16 protein-coding genes are annotated in these 22172 nt (G+C 46.5%); all 16 read right to left on the bottom strand.

Going from position 1 to position 22172, the window contains the following annotated elements; genetic code table 11:
- Nucleotides 1-7 precede the first annotated feature (7 nt).
- Nucleotides 8-1045 (bottom strand): Gfo/Idh/MocA family protein, encoded by a 1038-nt coding sequence (locus AAHN97_RS01525; protein ID WP_343305822.1) that lies wholly within the window; start codon nucleotides 1043-1045, stop codon nucleotides 8-10.
- Between the two features lie 90 nt (nucleotides 1046-1135).
- Nucleotides 1136-2218 (bottom strand): LacI family DNA-binding transcriptional regulator, encoded by a 1083-nt coding sequence (locus AAHN97_RS01520; protein ID WP_343305821.1) that lies wholly within the window; start codon nucleotides 2216-2218, stop codon nucleotides 1136-1138.
- Between the two features lie 84 nt (nucleotides 2219-2302).
- Nucleotides 2303-3088, bottom strand: a complete 786-nt coding sequence (locus tag AAHN97_RS01515) for an amidohydrolase family protein (protein WP_343305820.1) — start codon at nucleotides 3086-3088, stop codon at nucleotides 2303-2305.
- Entirely contained in the window at nucleotides 3078-4013 is a 936-nt protein-coding gene (locus AAHN97_RS01510; protein WP_343305819.1) for an amidohydrolase family protein, read from the bottom strand. The genes AAHN97_RS01515 and AAHN97_RS01510 overlap by 11 nt, the downstream gene beginning before the upstream one ends.
- Nucleotides 4014-4024: 11 nt before the next feature.
- Nucleotides 4025-5311 carry a mandelate racemase/muconate lactonizing enzyme family protein gene (locus tag AAHN97_RS01505; protein ID WP_343305818.1) on the bottom strand — a complete coding sequence of 429 codons (1287 nt, stop codon included), beginning with the start codon at nucleotides 5309-5311 and terminating at the stop codon, nucleotides 4025-4027.
- Nucleotides 5312-5326: 15 nt separating this feature from the next.
- Nucleotides 5327-6088, bottom strand: a complete 762-nt coding sequence (locus AAHN97_RS01500) for a glucosamine-6-phosphate deaminase (RefSeq protein ID WP_343305817.1) — start codon at nucleotides 6086-6088, stop codon at nucleotides 5327-5329.
- Complete coding sequence (gene nagA, locus AAHN97_RS01495) at nucleotides 6085-7272, bottom strand: N-acetylglucosamine-6-phosphate deacetylase (protein WP_343305816.1); 1188 nt, start codon at nucleotides 7270-7272, stop codon at nucleotides 6085-6087. The genes AAHN97_RS01500 and nagA overlap by 4 nt, the downstream gene beginning before the upstream one ends.
- Before the next feature lie 6 nt (nucleotides 7273-7278).
- Nucleotides 7279-8634 (bottom strand): sugar MFS transporter, encoded by a 1356-nt coding sequence (locus AAHN97_RS01490; protein WP_343305815.1) that lies wholly within the window; start codon nucleotides 8632-8634, stop codon nucleotides 7279-7281.
- 14 nt (nucleotides 8635-8648) lie between these two features.
- Nucleotides 8649-9719 (bottom strand): DUF5017 domain-containing protein, encoded by a 1071-nt coding sequence (locus tag AAHN97_RS01485; protein WP_343305814.1) that lies wholly within the window; start codon nucleotides 9717-9719, stop codon nucleotides 8649-8651.
- Between the two features lie 21 nt (nucleotides 9720-9740).
- Nucleotides 9741-11579: a RagB/SusD family nutrient uptake outer membrane protein gene (locus AAHN97_RS01480; RefSeq protein ID WP_343305813.1), complete on the bottom strand. Its 1839-nt coding sequence runs from the start codon at nucleotides 11577-11579 to the stop codon at nucleotides 9741-9743.
- A 20-nt stretch (nucleotides 11580-11599) separates the two neighbouring features.
- The gene (locus AAHN97_RS01475) at nucleotides 11600-14770 is read right to left on the bottom strand and encodes a SusC/RagA family TonB-linked outer membrane protein (protein ID WP_343305812.1); all 3171 of its coding nucleotides are present in this window, start codon (nucleotides 14768-14770) and stop codon (nucleotides 11600-11602) included.
- A gap of 130 nt (nucleotides 14771-14900) precedes the next feature.
- Complete coding sequence (locus AAHN97_RS01470) at nucleotides 14901-15782, bottom strand: hypothetical protein (RefSeq protein WP_343305811.1); 882 nt, start codon at nucleotides 15780-15782, stop codon at nucleotides 14901-14903.
- 17 nt (nucleotides 15783-15799) lie between these two features.
- Nucleotides 15800-17125, bottom strand: coding sequence for a neutral/alkaline non-lysosomal ceramidase N-terminal domain-containing protein (locus AAHN97_RS01465; RefSeq protein WP_343305810.1), 1326 nt, complete (start codon nucleotides 17123-17125; stop codon nucleotides 15800-15802).
- Nucleotides 17125-18459 carry a hypothetical protein gene (locus AAHN97_RS01460; protein WP_343305809.1) on the bottom strand — a complete coding sequence of 445 codons (1335 nt, stop codon included), beginning with the start codon at nucleotides 18457-18459 and terminating at the stop codon, nucleotides 17125-17127. The genes AAHN97_RS01465 and AAHN97_RS01460 overlap by 1 nt, the downstream gene beginning before the upstream one ends.
- 25 nt (nucleotides 18460-18484) lie before the next feature.
- On the bottom strand, nucleotides 18485-19840 hold the full coding sequence (locus AAHN97_RS01455; protein ID WP_343305808.1) for a DegT/DnrJ/EryC1/StrS family aminotransferase: 1356 nt from the start codon (nucleotides 19838-19840) through the stop codon (nucleotides 18485-18487).
- 190 nt (nucleotides 19841-20030) lie between these two features.
- Entirely contained in the window at nucleotides 20031-22151 is a 2121-nt protein-coding gene (locus AAHN97_RS01450) for a hypothetical protein (RefSeq protein ID WP_343305807.1), read from the bottom strand.
- Between the last annotated feature and the right edge of the window lie 21 nt (nucleotides 22152-22172).

Genomic DNA, 22172 nt, shown 5'->3' with positions numbered 1-22172 from the left:
TATTTATTTACTGAGGCTTGTAATTATAATGTCTGAATATCTCCTGCATGCTCACGGGTTTTCCTCCATTCAATTTACTTTTCTGTGCGGCTTCAATAAAAGCACAGATCTCCAGTGTTTCTGCTGCGGGTACAGGCGGGTTGCCTGTTTCAAAGAAGAGGATAATCTCGTTCAGCAGGCTTTCATAGGAAAAAGCACCATAGGTGGCATTGCCATTCTCGCCAAAGATGGTGCCACCATACAGTGCTTTGCCGGCACGGGTTCCCCTGAAGGTACCTATCCGTCCGTCTCCCCAGACGCCTACCACAACGTCCATATTATCCTGGTAAAAACGTGTGACCGTTTTGCAACCGGTACCCATGGCCGTGAATAACATTTCCACGCCGTGAATACCGTACCAGTAAAAGTCGGTATGTGTTTTTTCAAGTTTAGCGGGGCTATATGTATCCGCTCCAATGATCTTTCCGATCTTCTTTCCGCTTTTCACCTCTTCCATACCTGCCGTGAAACGCAGGGAAGAGGAAGAGAATACGGGTACATTTTTCTCCTTCGCCGCTTTGAAGATGGCAATGGCATCTTTCATGCTATTGGCAATCGGTTTGTCTATAAACAGTTTCTTGCCAGCCTTGATCACTTCCATGGCCTGCTCATAATGCAAACGGCCATCGTTGGTTTCCAGCAGCACCACATCCACCATACCCAGTAACTCCGCAATAGAACCCGTGATCTGCACACCTTTTGCTTTTACCTGGTTGATATAATCCGGTATTCTGCTGGCACTGCTTTCAATGTCTTTACTACCATAAGGATAAGCAGCCGCTACTTTGTATCCTTTGAGTTTGTCTCCTGCTTCAGGATTGTTCAGTAAGTTGGTGAAAGCGATACTGTGAGAAGTATCCAACCCGATGATACCAATGCGTTTACCTGCTTCTCCTTTTGCGGAACCGGCAAATGCCTGGAAAGGCAACTGGGAAAGTATGCCTGCACCGATGCCTGCATATAGTGTTTGTTTGATGAACTGTCTACGCGGTTGATTCTTTTGCATCGCTTAAAGCTGTTTAGTGATAGGCTCCGTTTACGTACCCGTAAAATACACAAAAAATAATAAGATACTTATAAAATATTCCTGCCAGACTTAATAATTGTAAAACTTGTAATTCTCCCGGGTGATGATATCAATAGGCATGAAAGTGACCTTTTCCACCGGTGCGGAGGCAGCCAAGTGCTGATAGATGGTCATCACTCCTTTGTAAGCCTGCTCGAGTGGTTTCTGACAGATCAGGAAGTCGATCACTCCTTTCTCAATATATTCTATGTTCTCGTTCACAAAGTCGTACCCTACGAGGATCACCTTCCTGTCCAGGTCCTTCACAAATGCGGCCACATTGGATACCCGGGAATTGGTGACGAACACTACTTTGATCCCCGGATTTTCTTTGAACACGGTGGACAGTCCCTTTTCTATAGACTTAACATCTGTTTTATTGATATTGATCTTCAGGATCTTGTTATCCCAGCGGTGGGTTCGGAAATAATTCCTGAAACCTTCTTCTTTCTTCAACAGATGGTGCTGACCGTCCAGCTCCTTAGAGATATTCACGATCAGGATACTGTCGTTTTTCCCGATCAGGTAACTGATGAGGTGTGCAGAGAGGTTACCGCTGGCGTTCAACTGGGGGCCAATATAGGCTAGGCTTCCTTCAACCGGCAGATCAGAGTCCATCAGTACATAAGGGATGTTCTGTTTCTGGCATTTCTGTACAAAGCTCACGGACTCTTCAATAAAAGAGGGCGCGAGCAGGATGCCATCCGGTTTGCTTTTCAGCACCAGTTGCGACTGTTGCTGAAAGGAGGAGATGGAATCCTGGTCATAGAAGAATTTCTCCAGCACTACGCCATACTGGCTTATTTCGGCAGAAGCCGTGTCTATTCCTTTCAGCGGACCCTCCCAGTAACTGGTTTCTTTGGACCGTTGGGGAATGAGCGTGGCTATCCTGAACTGTTTAGCCAGGGCCAGGCGCCGGGCATGTATATTAGGCTGATAGTTTAATTCCTTGATAATATCGAGGATCTTCTCCTTCGTTTTCTTGGCGATACCAGTTCTGTTGTGGATCACACGGTCTACCGTGGCAATGGACACATTTGCTCTGCGGGCAATTTCCTTGATGCCTGACAGCTGGTTATTCTTATTGTCTTTGTCTTTATTTGATAATTTCATGAGCTTTGGTAGTTAAGGATGAACATCCGGCGTCAAATTTAACATAATTACGTGTACGCTCCCTCATTCTCAAATAAAGCAAATTTATAACTTCAGGAACCTGCTGACGTTACCGGAACAGAACAGTGCCTTATCAGCCTCCGTAGCCTCCTCTTTCCGCAAGCTCTCAATCCGCAACAGGCCGGAGTAATAGTCCAGTATGGGGAAGTGAGTGCCAAAGGCAAACCGCTCCTTCCCGAAACGTTTGAAAACAGAGGCAAAGTTCACGATATGGCGGCCGGAGGTATCAAACAGTACATTGCTGCTCTTTACCAACGCCTCTTCTTCCGGGCTCAAGGCTATACCTGTGGCCAGGTTCATCAGCATATACCTGGCATCCGGTACTGCTTTGAGCAATGGCAGGTAATCTTTCAGGGACCATTCCTTTGGCAGGTCCATCCAGGAACGCTGGCGTACATCTACCATGCGCATGGTGAGTACAATGGCCACATCTTTATCCCTGGCCATTTTGGTCAGTTCTACCAGGTTTGGATCATCTATTTCGTAATCGTGGTACCCGGGAAACACGCGGATGGCCTTCATCCCGAATTTTTCCACGCATGTTTTAAAGTCGTCCTTCCAGCCCGCATAAATGGGGTTGATGATGCCGAAGGGCATGAAACGGTCCTTATATGCTTTCTTTGAACGTATTTCCTCCATCAGCTCTTCATTGGCGGACTGGGTATTTTTATAGAAAATGCCATGGATATTGGTCACGAGGGAAAGATCCACCCCGTATTCATTCATCCTGCCCAGCAGGCCCTCGCAATTATTACTATGCAGGCGTTTGAAAGGCCAGTGGCCTACAAACGAATTAATATCAATTAACATGATAGCCTCCTTTTTTCAGGATGTTATTGTAATTATCGAAGAAGATCTTCTTTTTCTGTTCCTCTGTTAAACGGGCATCCATGATCTTACCCACAGACTGATAATACATGTTATCAGAACCAAAGAACACCCTCTCTAAACCTAATGTGGCAACAGCAAACTCCACCATATTATTTTCATTATTGCTGCCGGAAACATCCACATATACATTAGGACTATTGCGCAGACACTTGCAGGCATATTCCCAATCAGGGCCGCCGCCGGTATGTGCATACTGGAACATGGCCTCGGGGTATCTTGCAGCGATCTCCACAAAATTCTCCGGGAGGGAAACCTGTGGTTTGATCTTCTGATCATACTTCATACGATAACCGGCAATACCCAGTGTAGCTTCCGCATGCATGAGCATGATCATTTTCAGGTCTATCAGTTTTTCCACGATGGGGTAGAATAAAGGATCATTGATCTTTACCTGGTAATACACCTTCACCCCTATCATACCTTCTCCCACACAACGTTTTATCTCTTCCAGCGATTCCTTTCCATACTGCGGATTGAGGGTGAGCATACCAGCCAGTTTGTTTGGATACTTCTTCATAGCAGCCAGGATCACATCATTGCAGGCACGGAATTCATCCGGCGTGCCCAAACCCCTAGTCACGGGTTTTGAGAGGAACATCTTATCTATTCCCAACCTGTCAGCAAAATCCACATTTACTTCCGGCAGGTCCGCGGAAAGGCCCAGGTGCACGTGTGCATCTAATTTCCGGTACCCCAACATTTTTTTGATCCGGCCTTCGGGAGAATACGGCGGAATAGCGGTTTCTGCTTCAGCAGCTGCGAGCATTGTACTTCCCAGGATAATACCGGAAGCAGATGCTGCCATGTTCCTGACGAAATTCCGCCTGTCCATTGAATTTGACATGTTTGCTATTTTTAAGAAATGAACATCTCTTCATAATGGCGGGGCACTTCATAAATGCCACCGCTGGTGTTGTAGAAATCCTGGTTGAGTTCAAACACGCCATTCTTCCTTTGCATCCAGGAAGCGCCTGCTAACTTTTGATAACCGGTCATCTTTTCCCAGTTCTCATAATTCAGGTCCCCGTTGGTTTCCATGAGGCCCATTCCAATACCCGGAAAGGGCGCTATCCTTGCAGCCAGATTCTTATGCCATTCAACCAATACCGGGTTCACCGTAAGGTCTGCACAAAGGCAGGGAATGTTAAACTCCTGTGCAAAAGCCGCAATCTTCATGGACTGGCTTAGTGTTTTGGCAATACCCTTCAGCACCAGTGCACCGTAGCCCTGCGCTATCCTTTTCTCTGCATCTGCCACTACATGCACACTTTCATCTGCTGCAATGCGGATGCCCAGATCTCCCACCTCCTCATCATTGGATCCCACAAAAGGTTCTTCATACAACAGCACCTGATCCAGTGCGCCGATCTTCTTTGCATGGTCCAGGTATTTTAGCAGCAAGGATTTTGTTTCATACCGGCCGTTTGCATCCATGGTGTAAATGAGTTTGCCATTGGCGGTATGCGGCGTTCTGTAGTCTTTCAGTGTTTGATGGATCTGCGTGAGCCTTTCCATATCACGCGCCAGCATCACTTCCTGCGATCCCGGAAACCCGGTTTTAATTTTTATAACAAAGTAGCCTTCTTTCATAGCATTCACCAGGTGGGACATTGGCATGTCGTACGGCACCTGGTACATAATGGCGATCCGTTTATTATGATGCTTAAGTGCTGACTGGTAAGGAGCTGGCACCATGTCATCAAAGGAAGTGATCCCATTTTCTTTAGCGTACAACAACCAGGCAGCATTGTCTATGCTCACCATGGCGTTGTATATAAAATTCTGATTCAGGTCCTCTTTCCCCGTAACCCGCTTTGCCGTTTCCTGTAAGGCAGGCATGATCTTTTCCATCAACTCTACCGGGTGCTGAAAAGGTGTTTCCTTTACCAGCTTCAGGGCTTCATTCACCAGCACAAACATGAGCGCATTCCCGCCTGGTTCCGTATTATTCACAAAGAGGTCCGCATCCGCATACAGGATACTTTGCGTGGCTACACCAATGGCACTTTCGCCGGAGGTGGCTTTTAACTTTGATACTGCCTGCCAGAGTTCAGAAAGGTAAGCTCCCTTGAAGCCAAACGGCCCGTTCAGTTTCTCCCGTTCAAATTCTGCACCTGTATTTACAACCCTGATCGTTTTCATGAATAGTTCTGCAGATTAAACATCAAGGCCAGCAAGCAAACTTCCGCTCTTCTGATCTATGAACATTATAGCGTTTTCATGTTCCCTCAATGCAGTAGCCGGTACTGATTCCCTTAATTCCCCATGCAGCGTGTTGTATACTGCGTTTGCTTTTGTGGGACCGGGCACAATGCAATAAACAAACCTGGCGGCCATCAATGCTGGTATGGTTAACGTAATAGCGTGTGTAGGTACATCTGCAAAGGTGGCGAAACATTTATCATTCACCTGTTGTATGCGGCATGCTTCATCCAGTTCTACTACCTTCACCCGGTATGGATCGTTAAAATCTGCCACCGGCGGATCGTTGAATGCGATGTGTGCATTTTCGCCAATACCCATACATACAATATCTGTTGGATACTGTGTCAGCAGATCGCTGTACCGGGTGATGTCCTGCTCATTGCCATTCAGGTAATGAACAGAACGGAAAGGTACCTTTCCGAATATGGCATTGTAAAGAAAACTGCCGAAACGTTCCGGTGCATTTCCTTTCAACCCGATGTATTCATCCATGTGAAAGGCATTGATCCGCTCCCATTCTAATGGCGCTTTCCGCAATGCCTGCAGGAATTCGTTCTGAGAGGGTGCTGCTGCAAAGATGATATTCACCTGCGGCTGAACAGCCAATAGCTCCTGTACTTTTTCTATCACGCAACGGGCTGCATCGCTGCCAGATGCTGCGCGATCTTCATACAGCCGTACTTCCAGCTTGTCTTTCTTAAATTTCCGTATCATAATTTCTCATATAAAAACTCTCCCATTACCATTACGGCCTGTACATTGAAAGCAGCATCACAAATGGTAATGTCTGCATCCATGCCTTCCGTTAATCTTCCCTTTCTGTCCTCTACCCCTACTATCCTTGCGGGAGTGGAGGTGATCATTTGTACAGCTTCATGCACAGGCACTTCTGCCAGGTTCACCATGTTACGTACCAGTTCATTGGCGGTGGCTACACTTCCTGCAAATGCAGTTCTGTCCGGCAGTTTGGCAACACCCTCTTCAATGATCACTTTCATACCGGATTGTTTGTTGCCCAGGATGCTGCGCCCTTCCGGCATAGCCGCACCACGCATAGCGTCTGTAATGAGTGCAATGCGGCCGGGGCCTTTGATCTTATAGATCAGTTTTAATAAAGCGGCAGGAAGATGTTTGCCATCGGCAATGATCTCCACATCCATTTCATCCAGTAGAAAAGCAGTTTCTATGACACCTGCATAACGGAAAGCATTTCTGCGGGTAACGCCAGACATACCAGAATATAAATGTGTGGCCAGTGTATACCCATTCTTAAATCCTTCCAGCGCTTCTTCATAAATAGCATCTGTATGTGCGAGGGAAGGCAGTATGCCCTGTTTCACCAGGAAACGCGCAAATGCATTGGCACCCGGTAATTCAGGCGCTGCACTCCATCTTTTGACAGCACCGGCAGCTACCTGTATGATCTCTTCATACTCCGCGGGATCAGGATTGCGGATGTACTCAGGGTCCTGTGCACCGCGCTGTTCCATTGAAAAGTACGGGCCTTCCAGGTGCATACCCAGGAACTGTGCGCCTGTTTTATTTTTAGCTACTGCGCGCTGATAACATTGAACGGTTTTCAGTATACCTGCCTTATCACTTGTAAGTGTGGTAGGCAGCATGGCTGTGGTTCCATATTGCAGATGCGTACGGGCTATCTTTAAAAAGCCTTCTTCTTCCCCATCCATGAAATCGTCCCCGCCGCCGCCATGTACATGAATGTCAATAAAACCCGGCATCACATAATTCCCATGTGCATCCCATTCTTCTGCTCCTGCGGCTTCGATATTTCCTTCCTCTATCCCCACTATCCTGTTTCCCCTGATCAGTATGCTCCCGTTCGGGATCACTTTGGCAGGTGTAACAATGCGGGCATTATAAATCTTTCTTAATTTCATTCCTCTTTATTGAATAGCGACGTTTCCTTCACTGCTGCGTTTGTTGGCAGACCAATATCTCACACGGTGACCATACACCGCATAGAACACCAGGTAGAGATAACAGGGGATCAATACCCAGTATGCCTGCCTTAATCCATGTGTATCTGCAAACAGTCCGTAGATCTGTGGCAGGATAGCATTACCGCTTAATCCCATGATCAATACGGATGCCCCTACTTTTGTAAACTTGCCCAAACCATCGAGCGCCAGTGGCCAGATGCCTGCCCATATCAATGAGTTGGCTAATCCCAGCAACACTACAAACCAGATGGAAATATTTGCCTGATGCCCCAGGAAGTTCACCTGCCCGTTCGTGAAAATAATAAGCAGGGAAAACAAGGTGCCCAGTATCGTACAAACCCTCAATGCATTCACCTGGCTGATGAAGCGGGGTATAATTATGATGCCTATGATATATCCGCAAATGGTGCAGAACAAAGTATAAGAAGGAAATACTTTTGCCTCCAGCAAAGAGATATTCATTGAACCTGCATAACCAATAATGGTATCTATCGCTATTACCTGTGTACCTACATGCAGGAATATAGCAATGGCTCCCAGCACCAGGTGCGGGAACTGCATGATCTTTGATTTGCCTTCATTTGCACGTTGCTGTTCAGGAGATTCTTCGTCCGTATCAATATCCGGTAAAGGAGAAAAACGGATCATGAGGCCCAGCAGGAAAAGAAAAACACCTACACAGATGTAAGGCACAATTACCCGGCTGATCAATTCATCCAATGCTGCCGCCTTCTGTACGGCATCCATACCAGGCAACTGTTTGAACAGGTCTGTATCCGTAGCTTTCAGCACTACCGCTGCGAAGATCAATGGAGCCAGGATACCGGCTGCTTTGTTACAGATACCCATGATACTGATCCGCTGTGCTGCTCTTTCCTTAGGCCCTAATATGGTAATATAAGGATTGGCAGCCGTTTGCAGGATAGCCAGGCCTGTACCCAGGATAAACAAAGCGATCAGGAAAATGGCATAAGTGCGCGTAGCCGCGGCAGGTACAAAAAGGAATGCCCCAAATGCCATGATCCAGAAACCTACCATCATCCCTTTTTTGAAACCCGTTGCCTTCAACAGATAGGAAGCAGGTACAGACATGATGAAATAGGAAATGTAGAAAGCAAAAGTGACCAGGTATGCCTGAGAATGACTTAACTCACAGGCAATCTTGAAATATGGGATGAGAATAGCATTCACCCATGACACGAATCCAAACATGAAGAACATCACACCGATGATGGCAATGGAAATCACCACCTGCTTACGGCTGAGTGATTCTACAGAGATTTTTGCGTTTTTACTCATTCGATATTTTTTTATCAGGGCGTGATGGTCAGATCGAGCTGCTTCACCACTGTTTTCGTTTCTTCCTTATTGTGATTATAAGCTATGAAATAAACTTTATAATTTCCAGGAGTTTTATAAGTATATACATATTCCTCTACAGCATCTGTGTTAATACCCTTTACGGAAATAGCCCTATCAGGTCCGAGACTTACCGTATCTCCCTGAAGTGGTTTGGAGATCACCCATGTTTCCGTCAGCGGATCGTTATAAGGGCTGGCTGGATCGTATGGAACAAATACCGGTATCCTTGCCGATGGCTGGTAAACAGGGCTCTTGGGATCATAGATAGGGTTAAGGGGATTATAGAGCGAATAATTCCGATTGTAAATGGAATCGTTCGGATCTTTATATTTATTCCCCAATAAAGTGACCCTGGATGCAGTAATGGTGTTTTGCGCAGGTGCATCTACCGGGAACTGATTGATGGTCCTGAAACCAATATTCTCCTGGTTTGCGATCAGCAGCTCCTGTGTTCCTACAAAAGGAGCTTTGCTCCTTACTGCCATGTTCTGGATCCACCATATCCGTGCGAGGCCGTTAACAGCCTGGGGCTTTGTAATGTACCTGAAGCCGAGATAAACAGGCTTATCTGCATCTATCCATGTACTGATGTCCAGCTTACCGGAGGCTACGTTCGTAGTGGTAGTAGCGAGGGTAAAGCTGCTGGTTATATCCGTCCAGTTGGCCGCTTTTACGCTTGCAAAATCATCCTTGCCGTTGTAGTTATCAGACAGCCATACGGACACCTGGCCTGTTTGTGTGCCGGTACCTGCCAGCTGCGTGCTGAAATCCAGTGTAGCACCTTTACCGGTCACTACTATTTTACGGCCATCTTTAAATGCGTAATCGTTAAAGCCTTCTCCGGAATATAAGGAAATATTATCCTGCACGCCACTGATAGTGAATACCACCGGCTCATTTACCTTAAAGGTTGTTTTTGTGACCTTCACATCGAATACCGGATCTTCCAGTTCGCCCAGCTTATCGGAGCATGCGCCCAGAGCGAGGCCCATGCATATTAACCACAAGAATTTATGTTGCATGTCTTTATTTTTTAAGCGTGATCACCAACCGGTGTTTTGAACCATTTTATTATTCGTCACCATTTCAGCATTAGGAATTGGGAGGAACAAATGTTTCGGTATTTCTATGTTGGAATAATAAGAGATAAACACATTACCGGGAATATCAACCGTCATTGTTGCAGCCATATCGCGGTGTGTTTGTTCATATATTTCCCAACGTACAAGATCTGCCCTGCGGATGTTCTCAAAGTTTAGCTCCCGCAGGCGCTCATCCTGGAGGAATTTCCGGAATGTTTCCTTAGAGGCCGTGAATGCGGGTTTCACATCTGCATCTTCGGGTACGTAAATAGTAGCAGTTGCCTGAGCACCGGTTCCCCCTCCACCGGTTAAAGTGATGGTAGGTGCGGTTGTGTATTTTCCAGACAGGGAAAATTCAACACCGGTGGGGTCCCTGTCCAGATCAATCTTCGTTACAACACCTCCTGCAACAGTAGCTTTACCGGTAGCAGTACTTCCATTTCCCGCGGAGAAGGTTACTGTTGGTGCGGTGGTATATCCACTGCCGCCGTTTGTGATGGTGATGTTCTTCACGCCGGTAGACCAGCCTCTGCGTCTTACCTGATTCACAACGCCCTGCACTTCCGCAGTAGGCCCCTGCATCTCATTCAGCGCTTCAGCATACATAAGCAATACATCTGTATATCTTAATAGCTGTACATTAATAGGTGAACGGGTAGCACTTTTAGGGATCAGTGTTTCATATTCCCTTCTGAACTTACCCGGCGTTCTCAAATATTTAGTGCTTTCCAGCGGAACTTCGGAGATCAAAGTTTTTACGCCGTTGGCGGCAGGCAACACTGCATAATTGAAAAGCGGGATACACCAGAACTTTCTCAGGTCACCCGGCTCATAGATATTATATAATTTGGCAGTATAGGCCATGTAAGCATCTGCCCTGCCGGTATTGGTATTGGCAGTAGAAATACCATTGATCCAGCCATTCCTGCCGGTTTCAGCATAGGCTTCCGTTCCGTTGCCTATAAATTCAACTTCCCAGATACTTTCCTTTATGTCGTATTTCTCCGAAGCAAGTGTGATGAAGATATTGGAAAAACTGGGATTGAGGCGGTGTGCAGCCAAACCGTCCTCCATGATCTTCTTTCCCCAGTTGATCACTTCCTGGTAGCGGCTGGCATCTTTCAGCGGAAAACCTGCCATATAGAGGTTTACCCGCATCAATATTCCGCGGACAGCAGATTTGGAAACGCGGCCACCAAAGCCATAACTGCTGATATCTCCTACCAGCGGTTCTGCCTCCGTCATATCCTTTACTATCTGATCATACACTTCTTTGATGGTATTCTTTGGTATATGTACATCTATTGCGGACTTGCTGGATGCGAGCTTCAGCGGAACGGCACCAAAGTTCTGCACCAGCAAAAAGTGAAAATAGGCCCTCAGGAAAAGCGCTTCTCCCTTTACTGTATTCCTTTTAGCTTCCGGAATTGCGGGGTTATTATTCACTCCTTCCAATAAGGCATTCGCACGGTTGATACCATTATAACACTCTCTCCAGAAAGCTGTCACATATTGATCGCCGGGTGTATGATTCAAACGGAAAGCCCCGGTTGCAATAGAAGAACGGTTCATAAACCCCTCATCGCCGGACCAGCCTAAAAGGTAAAGTGCATTATTGCCATATAGGGCATCTGCTCCCAGGCTGGAATAAACAGCGGTCAGTGCATAATCGAGTTCCTGTTCTGTTTTGTAATAACCTCCCGGGAACAGCGCATCTTTTGGTTTGGTATCCAGGAACTTGTTACAGGAGGCTGATGATATTATTATAAAACTCAACAAAATGAAATACTTGATTTTCATATTTGAGATTTTAAGCGGGTTTAGAAATTAGCTTTTAGTCCAAAGGTGATCGTTCTCGCCTGCGGATAGGCAGAGTAGTCATAGCCGGGGGTGAGCACACTATTCCGGGTAGACACCTCCGGGTCAAGCCCTGTGTACTTCGTCCAGGTAAAAAGGTTCTGCATGGCCACGTTCAGGGACAGGCCGGACATAAACGCCCTTTTGATAAAACGCTGTGGCAGTGAATAATCAAGCGATACTGTTTTCAGGCGCAGATAAGATCCGTCTTCCAGGTATTTGGTAGAATGGTAACCGATCACCCCTTCCCCTCCTGCTCTGAAATGCTCATTGGTCTGGTTCTCGGGCGTCCACCTGTTTGCATAACTTGCAAACTGGTTCATGTTCCTTCTGCCATTTGTATTTCCTTCAAAGGTGATGCGGTTAGCATTATAGATATCGTTACCATAGGACCATTGGAAGAAAATGTTCAGGCTGAATCCTTTGTAGCTTAAATTATTCACGAACCCGCCGTAATGGATAGGAAGGCCTCTGCCAATGATGGTCTTATCATCCGCATTTACGTTTCCATCCCCGTTAAGGTCTCTGTACCTGATGTCTCCGGGTTGTATTACATTCCGTGGCCTTCCGTTGGCAGGTACCTCTGATTTCAAAATGTAAACGCCGGGAGCAGGACTGTCAAAATCGCTATACTGATAATTCCCTTCCCATACATATCCTACCATCATACCGGCAGACTGGCCGATAGTAGCAGTATACAGGTTATCACTATAGTTCACGTCTGTTTGTACTGCATTATCCAGAGACCGTTGGCCTTCTGTAAGCGCCAGAACTTTGTTCTTATTGAAGGTAATATTGAAGTTACTTTCCCACCTGAAATCTTTGGATTCAAAGATGCGTGCATTCAGGGTGAATTCAAACCCCTTATTTTCCATCTTGCCAATGTTCTTGAAAGCCGTTCCAAAACCAACCGTAGGCGGCAATTGCGCATTCAACAACAGATGATCTGTTGTCTTTTTATATACACCAGCCGTGAGTTCTATCCTGTTTTTGAACAAACCGAGCGTGTAATCGAGGTCCATGGAAGTGGTTGTTTCCCAGGTGAGGTCTTCGTTACCGAGATTATTCTGATACACAGCCAGTAAAGGCGTACCATTATTGAAGGAATATCCGGAGATATTAGTTGTGAGCTGAGAGATATAACTGAAATCTCCCACCCTATCGTTACCTATCTGGCCGTAACTACCCCTGAGCTTTGAAGTGCTGATCACCGGATGATCCTTCAGGAATGCCTCGTTGTGCATATTCCAGGCCGCAGAGGCTCCGGGAAAATATCCCCATCTGTTGCCATCTGCAAACTTGGAAGAACCATCTGCCCGAAAGTTGATGGTAAGCAGGTAGCGGGAATCATAATTATAATCTATCCTTCCACCATAAGAATTACGGGTATTATAAGAAGTAGATGCAACGGGATTGTAAGGCACACCTTCATTCAGCCCTGCAATACCCAGACTTTCATTCGGTAACAGTTTGGAAGAAAATCCGTCAGACCTGTACACCGTTTTTTGCAGACTTACCAGGCCGAGTGCAGCGATCGTATGTTTCTTATTAAATGTCTTGTTATAGGTAAGGGTATTTTCACTGGACCAGCTATTGATGAAATTATGTGCAAGGGAACCGTTAATACCTTCATTATTGCTGGGATTGGAAGGGCTTCCTTTACTTGTTTTAGAGTTATAGAATCTTTCGGCGGTACCGCTCGTTTTCCTGATCCCTCCTCCTGCTTTCAGTACGAGACCATCTATGATATCGATACTCACACTTCCCAGTCCTTCTAATACACCTGTATAATCGTACTGGTATTGATTTTCCAGGTCCCTTACAGGATTGATCCTGAAATCGCTTGCATTCACTGCGGCGTCATCAGCATCTTCTTCCAGCAGGCTCTCCTCAGAATCGGGGAAACCGATAGGGCGGTAAGCCCAGGTACGGAACATTACATAACTGGAGGTGCTGCTGGTTGGGCTGCTATTGATCACCTGGCCCCATTGCGTTACATCAGAATAGCCGGCTGTAAAATTTGCCCTTACGCGGTTACTGATGGTATGGTCGAGCGTTATCCTGCCGGTATATCTTTTGAGGCCGGTATTGATCACAATACCCTGCTGATCAAAGAAAGAGCCTGAGACGGAATACTTCGTCTGCTCATTCCCCCCTCTTACGGCCACGTTGTAGATGTTGATCTTACCCTGAGTGAAAACATGCTCCTGAAAATCTTCACCTTTCACATTTTTGTAGTCGTCCAATGTTTTGCCACCGGCCAGGTAACGCCATCCTTCACCTGAAGTGGGGAATCTTTCCAGCTGATACCTGATGTACTCATAGGGACTCATGAGTTCGATCTTCTTTCTTTCCAGCTGAAAACCGCTGGAAGCACCCAGCGATACAATTGGCCTACCCATCCGGCCTTTCTTTGTTTGGATGAGTATTACCCCATTGGCAGCCCTTGATCCATAGATAGCTGTGGAAGAGGCATCTTTCAGGATGGTCATGGATTCAATGTCGTCAGGGTTAATGGTAGAGGGATCGAGATCTTCCACGGGGAAACCATCTATCACATACAAAGGCGCTACGCTGTTTGTAAGTGATCCGGCTCCGCGGATAACAATGTTCACGCCGCCACCGGGTTGACCATCTGAGCTGGAAACCTGTACACCAGCCACACGGCCGGCAAGGGCTTCAGCAAAAGATCCCACAGGGGCCTTGGACATGTCCTTTACATTTACCACACTTACAGAACCAGTGAGGTCTTTTTTTCTTACGGTGTTATAACCTACTACCACTACTTCTCCCAAAGCTTCTTCTTTGGGAACCATGGTGAGGTTCACAATAGCGCGGCCATTCACTTTTAATTCAGTTGTTTCCATACTGATGAAGGAAAAAACGAGCACATCGTTTGGCCCGGCGTTAATGGAGTACCGGCCATTGTCATCTGAATAAACTTTACGGGTAGTACCCTTAACGGCGATTGTTACGCCAGGCATAGGGAGATTGGTTCCTGTTTCCAGCACCCTTCCGGTTACTGCAGGTTGTGTTTGTGCCTGTGCCTGCGCTTTGGACTCAAAAGGCAGGAGCACAGTGAATGACAATGCAAATAGAAGCGCGACATGAAGGAAATTCGACTTTCGTTCCATAGCAGAATAGTTGTTTTAAGTAAATGTTGGCTTTACTACTACGGGTACGTACACGACAATGAATGTAAAGAAACAGGTTAAATGAGTAGATTTTGCGTATTGAATAACGGCTGGATCAAAAATGAATTCCTTATCTGTTAAGCCCTTCCCTGATAACGTTATATTTTGCAGCAAACTTCACCGGATCCTGGTGGCAGTAGATCAGTACCCCGTCAGCATATTTTCTACTGAAAGCAAGTACCTCTTTTACGTAATCCACCGAGGACTGTCCTAATCTTGAATGACCTGTTGCATAGATATCCACGAATACCGGGAAATCTTTTTTGAATAATTTACGGATGGATGCTATCTCCGGCTCTACTTTAGTAGGATCGGTCAGGTTGCCACCTCCGGTTTCCGCCCTGTAAGGAAATAAGATGCCATCTATCAGCTCACCATAATTTGTGGCAAATGTTGGTGTGATCTGGCGGTAATAGACGCAGGGTACGAATGCCAGGTTCGGATTGATGGCCCTTGCACCTTTCAGGCAGGAGTCTGTATATGACGTTGTAAAAAGTTTCAGGTTGTGTGCAAAGTCATCGATACTCCAGGCTACCAGGTTAGGATATTTTACACTTAAACGTGCTATTTCTACCGCCCAGGTTTTGTAATCCATCTGATAAGGTTCAGAGGAATGTTTAGCTATTGGTTTTGATTCGCTGGGCGGTACCAGGCTTACCCATACTTTCAGGCCTTGTTTTTTTGCCAGGGGGAGAAAGATCTGAAGATCATCCCAGTCATTTTCATTCATCCAGATCAGCCAGTGATAAGTAGTGGCATTAATTTCTTTCAGTTCAGCCAGCAGCTGCTGCTGGTTTACACGGCCATTGGGCAGCCGCGGCGGAGCGGCATATGTGCCATAAGTGTTTTTCAGGTGCAGGGACTTTACTGCATCCGGTTGTTGCGCGATCTTCCTGTTGGAACAGGCTGTGAGCGCCAGCAGGCAGGTGAAAAAAAAGAGTTTCTGTAGCATGTGAAAATATTAATTGCTTACTTACTAACGCCTACTTTTTGCATGACCTGCTGAATAGCAGTGTTCACTTTCTTTTCCACGCTTTTGTTAAAAGGGCCGGGCATGCCGTAATAGATCATATTCGACACCGCCTCGTACCCTCCTTCTTCCAATATCTTTTCAGTAGGTATATAACAGACCACCTGGTTGCAATATCCGGCTACAAATAACTGTTCGCCGGCATATCGTTTTTTTGCATTGAGGGAATAATCCACTACTGTTTCTCCACTGAGGGATAACAGGGTGAGTTTATTTCCAATGCGCATGGCTTGCACGGGATAGCTGTGGTTAGAGATATCCCATCCTTTGTTACTTGCTTCCATGATCAGCTTCGCCCTTCTCTTTTCATACTTATTGCCATTCAGTACTTCCTGCTCTAATGTTTCCGTTTTCACAGGCTCAAAAGGCAAATCCGCTCTCACGAATGCGCTGCGCAATGGTGCGCCGATGTTCGTCGTTTTTCCGATCAGCACTTTCTGAACAGCATCCGCGAGTTCTTTGCCGTGTTGCTCAGCCAATGCCATGGTACCCCTGGGAGCAGGGTTCTGATCACCAGCGCATCCGATGAAAAAGAGGGCAGTGGCGCCGGGATATTTCTTTTCTAGTTCAATCTGCGCAAAACCCGCATAGTCTCCGCTTACCATATTATTGGTGCCGGTTAATGTAGTATTGTGACAGGCATACCCAAAAAGGATCCCCTTTTCTTTTCCCTGTGCATCCCTGGCTATGAGTACCGGTACATCATGGTCCACATGATCTGCTCTGCCCGGTGCTTTGCGGCGATTGATGGCAAAACCGGCAGATCCGTTCCCATAACTGAGCTGCATGGGTTCAAGATGTTGCATAGCCATGTCTACCACCGCTACCAGTTTATCCGTAAGGCTCATGGCGTACTTCGTGAAGCCTTTAATGGTAGTGGTATCATAATCACCGATCATGCTCAGGGCCGGCCAGATCATGGGACCTGCATGTGTATGCGAGGAATTGAACATGATCTGTGAACGGGTGATGCCATACTTAGCCATCAGCTTTTGTGCGGCAGCTTCAGAGATAGCGGGCGTAAGACCCAATACATCTGCTGTAACAATAACGATCCTGTTGGAAGGATTTTCTTCTATCACCATGGCCTTAGCCCAGAGATCATGCACTTTCTGTGTAGCCAGTGAATCCCTGCCGGCATAACCAGTCAGCTGAAAAGGCAGGTCCGGTGTGATCACGATCCTTCCTATCCCCACTTTAATAAAAGCGGCGGACGCGATCTGCTGGAGCAATACCAGCCCTATGAACAGGATATATTTCTTCATTATGCTTCCATGAGTGGATTAGGAATACTGATCAGGTCTGTAATTATTTTTCCATTCCTGTTGATACGCGCCAGGGTGTAGATAGTACCATCTGCAGCCACGGCGATTGAATTCACATACAAAGGCCTTTCTCCATTCTCATAAAATATAGGACCATGGTCCGTATACTTTGCAGAGGGAATGTGATAGGTAACGAGATGCAGGTTCTCCAAACCTTTGGCTGCGCCTTTTGCAATCTGGTTAAGCCCTCCTACCCTTTTTCCATTCACATAGATGGGGCCACCGGTGAGGTAATAGATCGTTTCTTTATCCGGCCCCAGCTGAAAACCAAGGTATCCATAACTGAACTGATCGTACATACCACTCTTCCTGGAGAGGTCTGAAGTGATCCGCTCTACCAGTTCGATCTTTTGCGCTACAGGATCAAATCTGAAGAGGTAACCGGAATTGCCGTGCACCCCATATGCCATTTCATCTTCTTCGTGCCAGCAGATCTTTCTCCAGTTGTATCCCATGCTCCCCGGTTGTTTCGGGTCGTACTTTCCAAAATAATCTATGCGGAGGTCCACTTCTTCCAGTTTCTTCAGCAGCTTCTTCTCAGGTGCATAGGTGAAAATATCCCCTTCTGCAGTAGAGAAATAAGCAGCCCCGCTGCGTGGGTCTACAAAGAGAGAGCGGCAGAGGGAACGAAAATCTGATCCCGGTGTTCCTGCTTCTCCTTTAGCTGCCGTTGCGCCCAACTGGTGCAACTCTCCTGACTCCACGTTAAAGTGAATAAATTTACCGGTAGGCCAGCTGATGCAATAAATATTCCCCCTTTCCGTGTCCATAGTCATGGATACGGCACCTTCTCCGTCAGGGATGATAGCCAGGTCCTCAAACTTGCCGCTGCGCATATCATAACACAGTATATGGCCGCCTTTGTATAATTTATAACCAGCCGGTGCATTTACCGGCAGGCGGTCCATTCCATCTATCAGTTCATAAAATCCCACATGGGTGGAAAAATATAATTTGGCATTCCTTTCAAAGAACTCCACATGGCTTTTGCCCTGTGAAATAAACTGCTGCCCCTTTTCACCACAGATCTCCGTGAGATCAGCCAATAAAGTAGTGGTATTGTTTTCCGGGTCAAATACATACACCCTTCCTGCCACATCATGTTTCTCTGAAGACAATACATAATACACCCTTCCATCACTTCCTACGGTTATTGCATTATAAGAGTCATGCGCGAACTCAAATCCGGAATCATATGTTTTGGCGATCAGTTTTTCTTCTTGTGCACTATAAGGCTCTAGTATGGATTGCTCACTTTTCTTTTCTACTTGCATGAATAATATTTAAATCCTTTACTGATTAGATCTTGTCAGCGTTTTTGCTGATATTTTTAATAACTGTTGCAATCCCTTCCATATCCTGACGGGAACCCAGTAACACATTCTGCGTGAACCATACGGCATCACTGCAGAGCTTTTCGTTTTCAGGGCAGTTGTTGCGTTGTTTGTAATTTTCGAAGTCCAGCATCTTCTTGTCGTAGAATCCTTTGTATACACGGGAGTTGAGTGCATTGCGCATGAACTCCTGGGTGTGCATCACTTTATAGCCACCGGAAGCCGGCAAGCCTTCTTTGCGTAATGCCTCGAGGAATTTTGCCCTGCTCAGCCCTTTGAACTTAGCGGGATCGTACCGGAAAGAATAAAGGTGATATGCGCCCTGTGTTACTTTGTCGTACAATTTGATAGGTGTAATGCCATCTATCTCCTTGAGCATGGAAGCAAGATATCTGGCATTTTCGTGACGGGTAGCCGTTTGTGACTCCAGTCTTTTTATTTGCGCAAGACCAATGGCTGCGGCATATTCCGTTAACCTTATTTTTGAAGCCTTCATGAAACTATCCCCTGCTACAGCACCTGTGGAAGTACCATAAGCGTAACCCAGGTTATGTGCAGCAAAACAATTGTCTATGAATTTATCGTTGTTGGATACGATAGCGCCACCTTCACCGATAGGCAGGTTCTTTGAGTTCTGGAAGCTGAAACAGCCGGCGTTGCCGATAGACCCTACCCGCTTGTTTTCATATTCCGCCAGGTGTGCCTGGCAGGCATCTTCAATAACAATGAGATTGTGCTTTTTTGCAATTGCCATAATCTTATCCATGTCTGCCGGCAGACCGAGGATATGTACCACCAGGATAGCTTTTGTGCGTTTGGTTATTTTGCTTTCCAGCTTTGCAGGATCGATCTGGTAAGTAGCCGGATCGATGTCAGCAAATACAGGCATGGCATTATTAGCCAGGATAGCCTGTACCGAGGCAATGAAAGTATAAGGAGTAGTGATCACTTCATCTCCTGCCCCGATATCGAACTGGTTGATGGCAGTGATCAGTGCGTTAGTACCATTGGAAACAGTGAGGCACCTTTTGGTACCTATGGCTGCAGCCCATTTAGCTTCAAATTCATCCACCAGTTTTGCACGGGACCATACACCACTGCGGATACTATCGATCACTATTTTTTCATCTTCGCTTTGCACCCACATTGGCCATTTCACCCAGCTTGCAGCTGTCCATAACGGTGTACCACCCAGGATAGCAGGTGTACGGCTGATGAATGATGATGCAAACGAACTATTAACAAGGCCAGATGCGAGTAACATGCCGGCTGTGCCCAATGAACCCTGCCGGATAAACTCCCTTCTTGAAGTATGACCCATTTGAATGTGTTTATGAATTTAATAAAATGTTTTGCGCCTGCGTGATGAAGGGCGTGCCCGCATCGTTATGAAACAGTTACGAAATAACTCCCTTTGCTATTGTATTCTGGTTGACCGTTAACGTACCCGAAAATAACAAAAAATATGATTGCCAGTTACTCTTTTTCCTGTTTTCTTAAAAAATATTTACTCATTGCGCTACTGCATAGACTTTTACCCCATCGAGGCTCACTTTCAGGGTGGCACTGTTCTTACTTTTACGGATAATTTCCACCGGGACCTTGCGGTCTTTCAGTTCCGGGCTGAGGATGTTCAGCGCGGTGAGCGGAACTTTCCTGGTATCCACCTCAAAAACAAGGGCATTATTCCGCATGTTGGCACCTATATGCAGTAAAATGGGGGAATTTCCCATATCGCGGATAGTTTCGTGCGGAACGGCCACCATATCTGTATTCATAAAATGCAGGATCATTTTTCCTTTGTGGTCCCTGCATCTTACAGCCCATCTTTTATCGCCCCCTGTTTGCAGAACAGCTGGTTTGAGCCATCCTTTTTTGATCAGTGTTTCTACAACCGGGCCACTCGTTGCGGTTTCTACAATTTGCAGTCCTTTCCCCTTCAATTCACCGGAAAGCGGTTTGCTGCGCTTGTTACCCTTTTCATCATGCGTACCAAATGGTAATGCCAGGAAGGCTTTTCCACCGGCAGCAAGATATTGTTGTATGGCTTTAAACTGCGCGTCTGACACACAGCCCATACTATCCAGTACAAGTGGCGTTTTTCCAGCCTGTAATGCAGCAGCATCCGCCAGTTCCTCAGCACGCAGGAAACGGTATCCTATATTATTGGCCACGAACTGTTCCGACCATTCTTTTACCTTATGCCAGTGCTCCTTTCCATCGGTTCCTCTCCAGCCATTGGCCCTGTTATAACTGTTGTTGACCAGCCTTACCTCCACCAGGTCTTTTCCCTCCATAAAATCCAGCGGGCCATGTTTCATTTCCCAATTGTTCACATCCCGGATGGCATCTTCCATTTCCAGGCTATCCACAGGATCTTCTACCAGCCTGTATTGCATGGTACTGGCCCAGTTTGCCACTCCCCAGAACCTGGCGAGGCCCCAGCCCAGGTATGCACCTTCCTCATAAATTGTATAACTCAGGGCGATAGTGGGAGAATTGCCCCTCTTTGCAGCAATATCTTTCTGCTGCAGTGCTTCAGCATCTTTTTCAACCCAGTTCACGGATTTTATATTCGTGCCTACATTTTCCAGCATGAAAAAATCCACATGCTGCGCTATCCTTTCCAGGTTGAGGGAAATAGCATTTAATGATACCGGGCCCGTGCTGGAACAGCAGGTCATCAGTGGTTTTTTACCAACAGTTTCCTTCACTAACTTAACATGATCTGCCACACTATCATCCTTCATTTTGAGCCAATCGCGGAACACAGGGTTTTCGTAATTCCCCCATTGCAGCATGGGCTTCTTTGTATCTCCCCAGAAACTTTTATCTCCGAACGGTGGTATCACATGCCCGTAATCCTTTTTAAACCTATCCCGGCAGTATTTGCAACCACAGGTAGCGAGGCCGGCATAGTTACACATATCATCTACCTGGTACCCGTCAAAACTCACTTCTTTTTCCAGTCTTTGCAGGTATTTGCGGTGCATATCCAAGAAGCCGGGATTATTATGGCAAAAGGTTTCCATCTGGTACTGCAATGCATATCCGCGGCTGCCATCCCTGAGGTCCACTTCACAGATGTCCTGGAAAAGATGGCCTTCATACTGTGCATGTGCAGCCGCCTTCGGATCATGGAAGAGCAGGGTATGGTGCCGTTGTGTTCTGTGCAGTTTTTTGAATTCTGCTTCACCCCGCGGGCGTTCCACATGATTGCAGGAATAGTGCTCTATGAATTTGATATTGTACTTATGCAATTCGTTACATACTTCCGCCAGGTAGCCATGTAACTGCCCGAAATAATTAGCAAAGTCGAAACGAATATGGAAGCCGTAGCTTACCGCCGTATCGATATCCGCTTCTGCAAAGGCGGCAGCCCTCCTTTTTATCTTGTCCGTGATCTTTTTCTGCGACCAGAGCAGGTCTTCCAGGGTACACCACCAGGACCCCAGGCGTTTAGGGACAAAAGGTATATCTGGACCGATGCCAGCATGTGTACCAGGTGCTATTATTAAGGATTGTCCCGCGACTGCAGAAAGCGGCAGTGAATGCACCACTCCCATACCCAGACCTGTTAATGAAATTGTGCGGATAAAAGCCCGCCTGCTGTTTTCCTCCTTGTGTTTCATGGTTGTACGATTAGCTGGTTG

This window comes from Chitinophaga niabensis, assembly GCF_039545795.1.
Classification (GTDB): domain Bacteria; phylum Bacteroidota; class Bacteroidia; order Chitinophagales; family Chitinophagaceae; genus Chitinophaga; species Chitinophaga niabensis_B.
The sequence above is the reverse complement of the archived record's forward strand: the minus strand, read 5'-3'. Positions and strand labels throughout refer to the sequence as shown.

Excerpts from the sequence above, each read along its gene's own strand:
- AAHN97_RS01525 (WP_343305822.1), bottom strand. The coding sequence starts at position 1,045 with ATGCAAAAGAATCAACCGCGTAGACAGTTCATCAAACAAACACTATAT.
- AAHN97_RS01520 (WP_343305821.1), bottom strand. The coding sequence starts at position 2,218 with ATGAAATTATCAAATAAAGACAAAGACAATAAGAATAACCAGCTGTCA.
- AAHN97_RS01515 (WP_343305820.1), bottom strand. The coding sequence starts at position 3,088 with ATGTTAATTGATATTAATTCGTTTGTAGGCCACTGGCCTTTCAAACGC.
- AAHN97_RS01510 (WP_343305819.1), bottom strand. The coding sequence starts at position 4,013 with ATGTCAAATTCAATGGACAGGCGGAATTTCGTCAGGAACATGGCAGCA.
- AAHN97_RS01505 (WP_343305818.1), bottom strand. The coding sequence starts at position 5,311 with ATGAAAACGATCAGGGTTGTAAATACAGGTGCAGAATTTGAACGGGAG.
- AAHN97_RS01500 (WP_343305817.1), bottom strand. The coding sequence starts at position 6,088 with ATGATACGGAAATTTAAGAAAGACAAGCTGGAAGTACGGCTGTATGAA.
- nagA (WP_343305816.1), bottom strand. The coding sequence starts at position 7,272 with ATGAAATTAAGAAAGATTTATAATGCCCGCATTGTTACACCTGCCAAA.
- AAHN97_RS01490 (WP_343305815.1), bottom strand. The coding sequence starts at position 8,634 with ATGAGTAAAAACGCAAAAATCTCTGTAGAATCACTCAGCCGTAAGCAG.
- AAHN97_RS01485 (WP_343305814.1), bottom strand. The coding sequence starts at position 9,719 with ATGCAACATAAATTCTTGTGGTTAATATGCATGGGCCTCGCTCTGGGC.
- AAHN97_RS01480 (WP_343305813.1), bottom strand. The coding sequence starts at position 11,579 with ATGAAAATCAAGTATTTCATTTTGTTGAGTTTTATAATAATATCATCA.
- AAHN97_RS01475 (WP_343305812.1), bottom strand. The coding sequence starts at position 14,770 with ATGGAACGAAAGTCGAATTTCCTTCATGTCGCGCTTCTATTTGCATTG.
- AAHN97_RS01470 (WP_343305811.1), bottom strand. The coding sequence starts at position 15,782 with ATGCTACAGAAACTCTTTTTTTTCACCTGCCTGCTGGCGCTCACAGCC.
- AAHN97_RS01465 (WP_343305810.1), bottom strand. The coding sequence starts at position 17,125 with ATGAAGAAATATATCCTGTTCATAGGGCTGGTATTGCTCCAGCAGATC.
- AAHN97_RS01460 (WP_343305809.1), bottom strand. The coding sequence starts at position 18,459 with ATGCAAGTAGAAAAGAAAAGTGAGCAATCCATACTAGAGCCTTATAGT.
- AAHN97_RS01455 (WP_343305808.1), bottom strand. The coding sequence starts at position 19,840 with ATGGGTCATACTTCAAGAAGGGAGTTTATCCGGCAGGGTTCATTGGGC.
- AAHN97_RS01450 (WP_343305807.1), bottom strand. The coding sequence starts at position 22,151 with ATGAAACACAAGGAGGAAAACAGCAGGCGGGCTTTTATCCGCACAATT.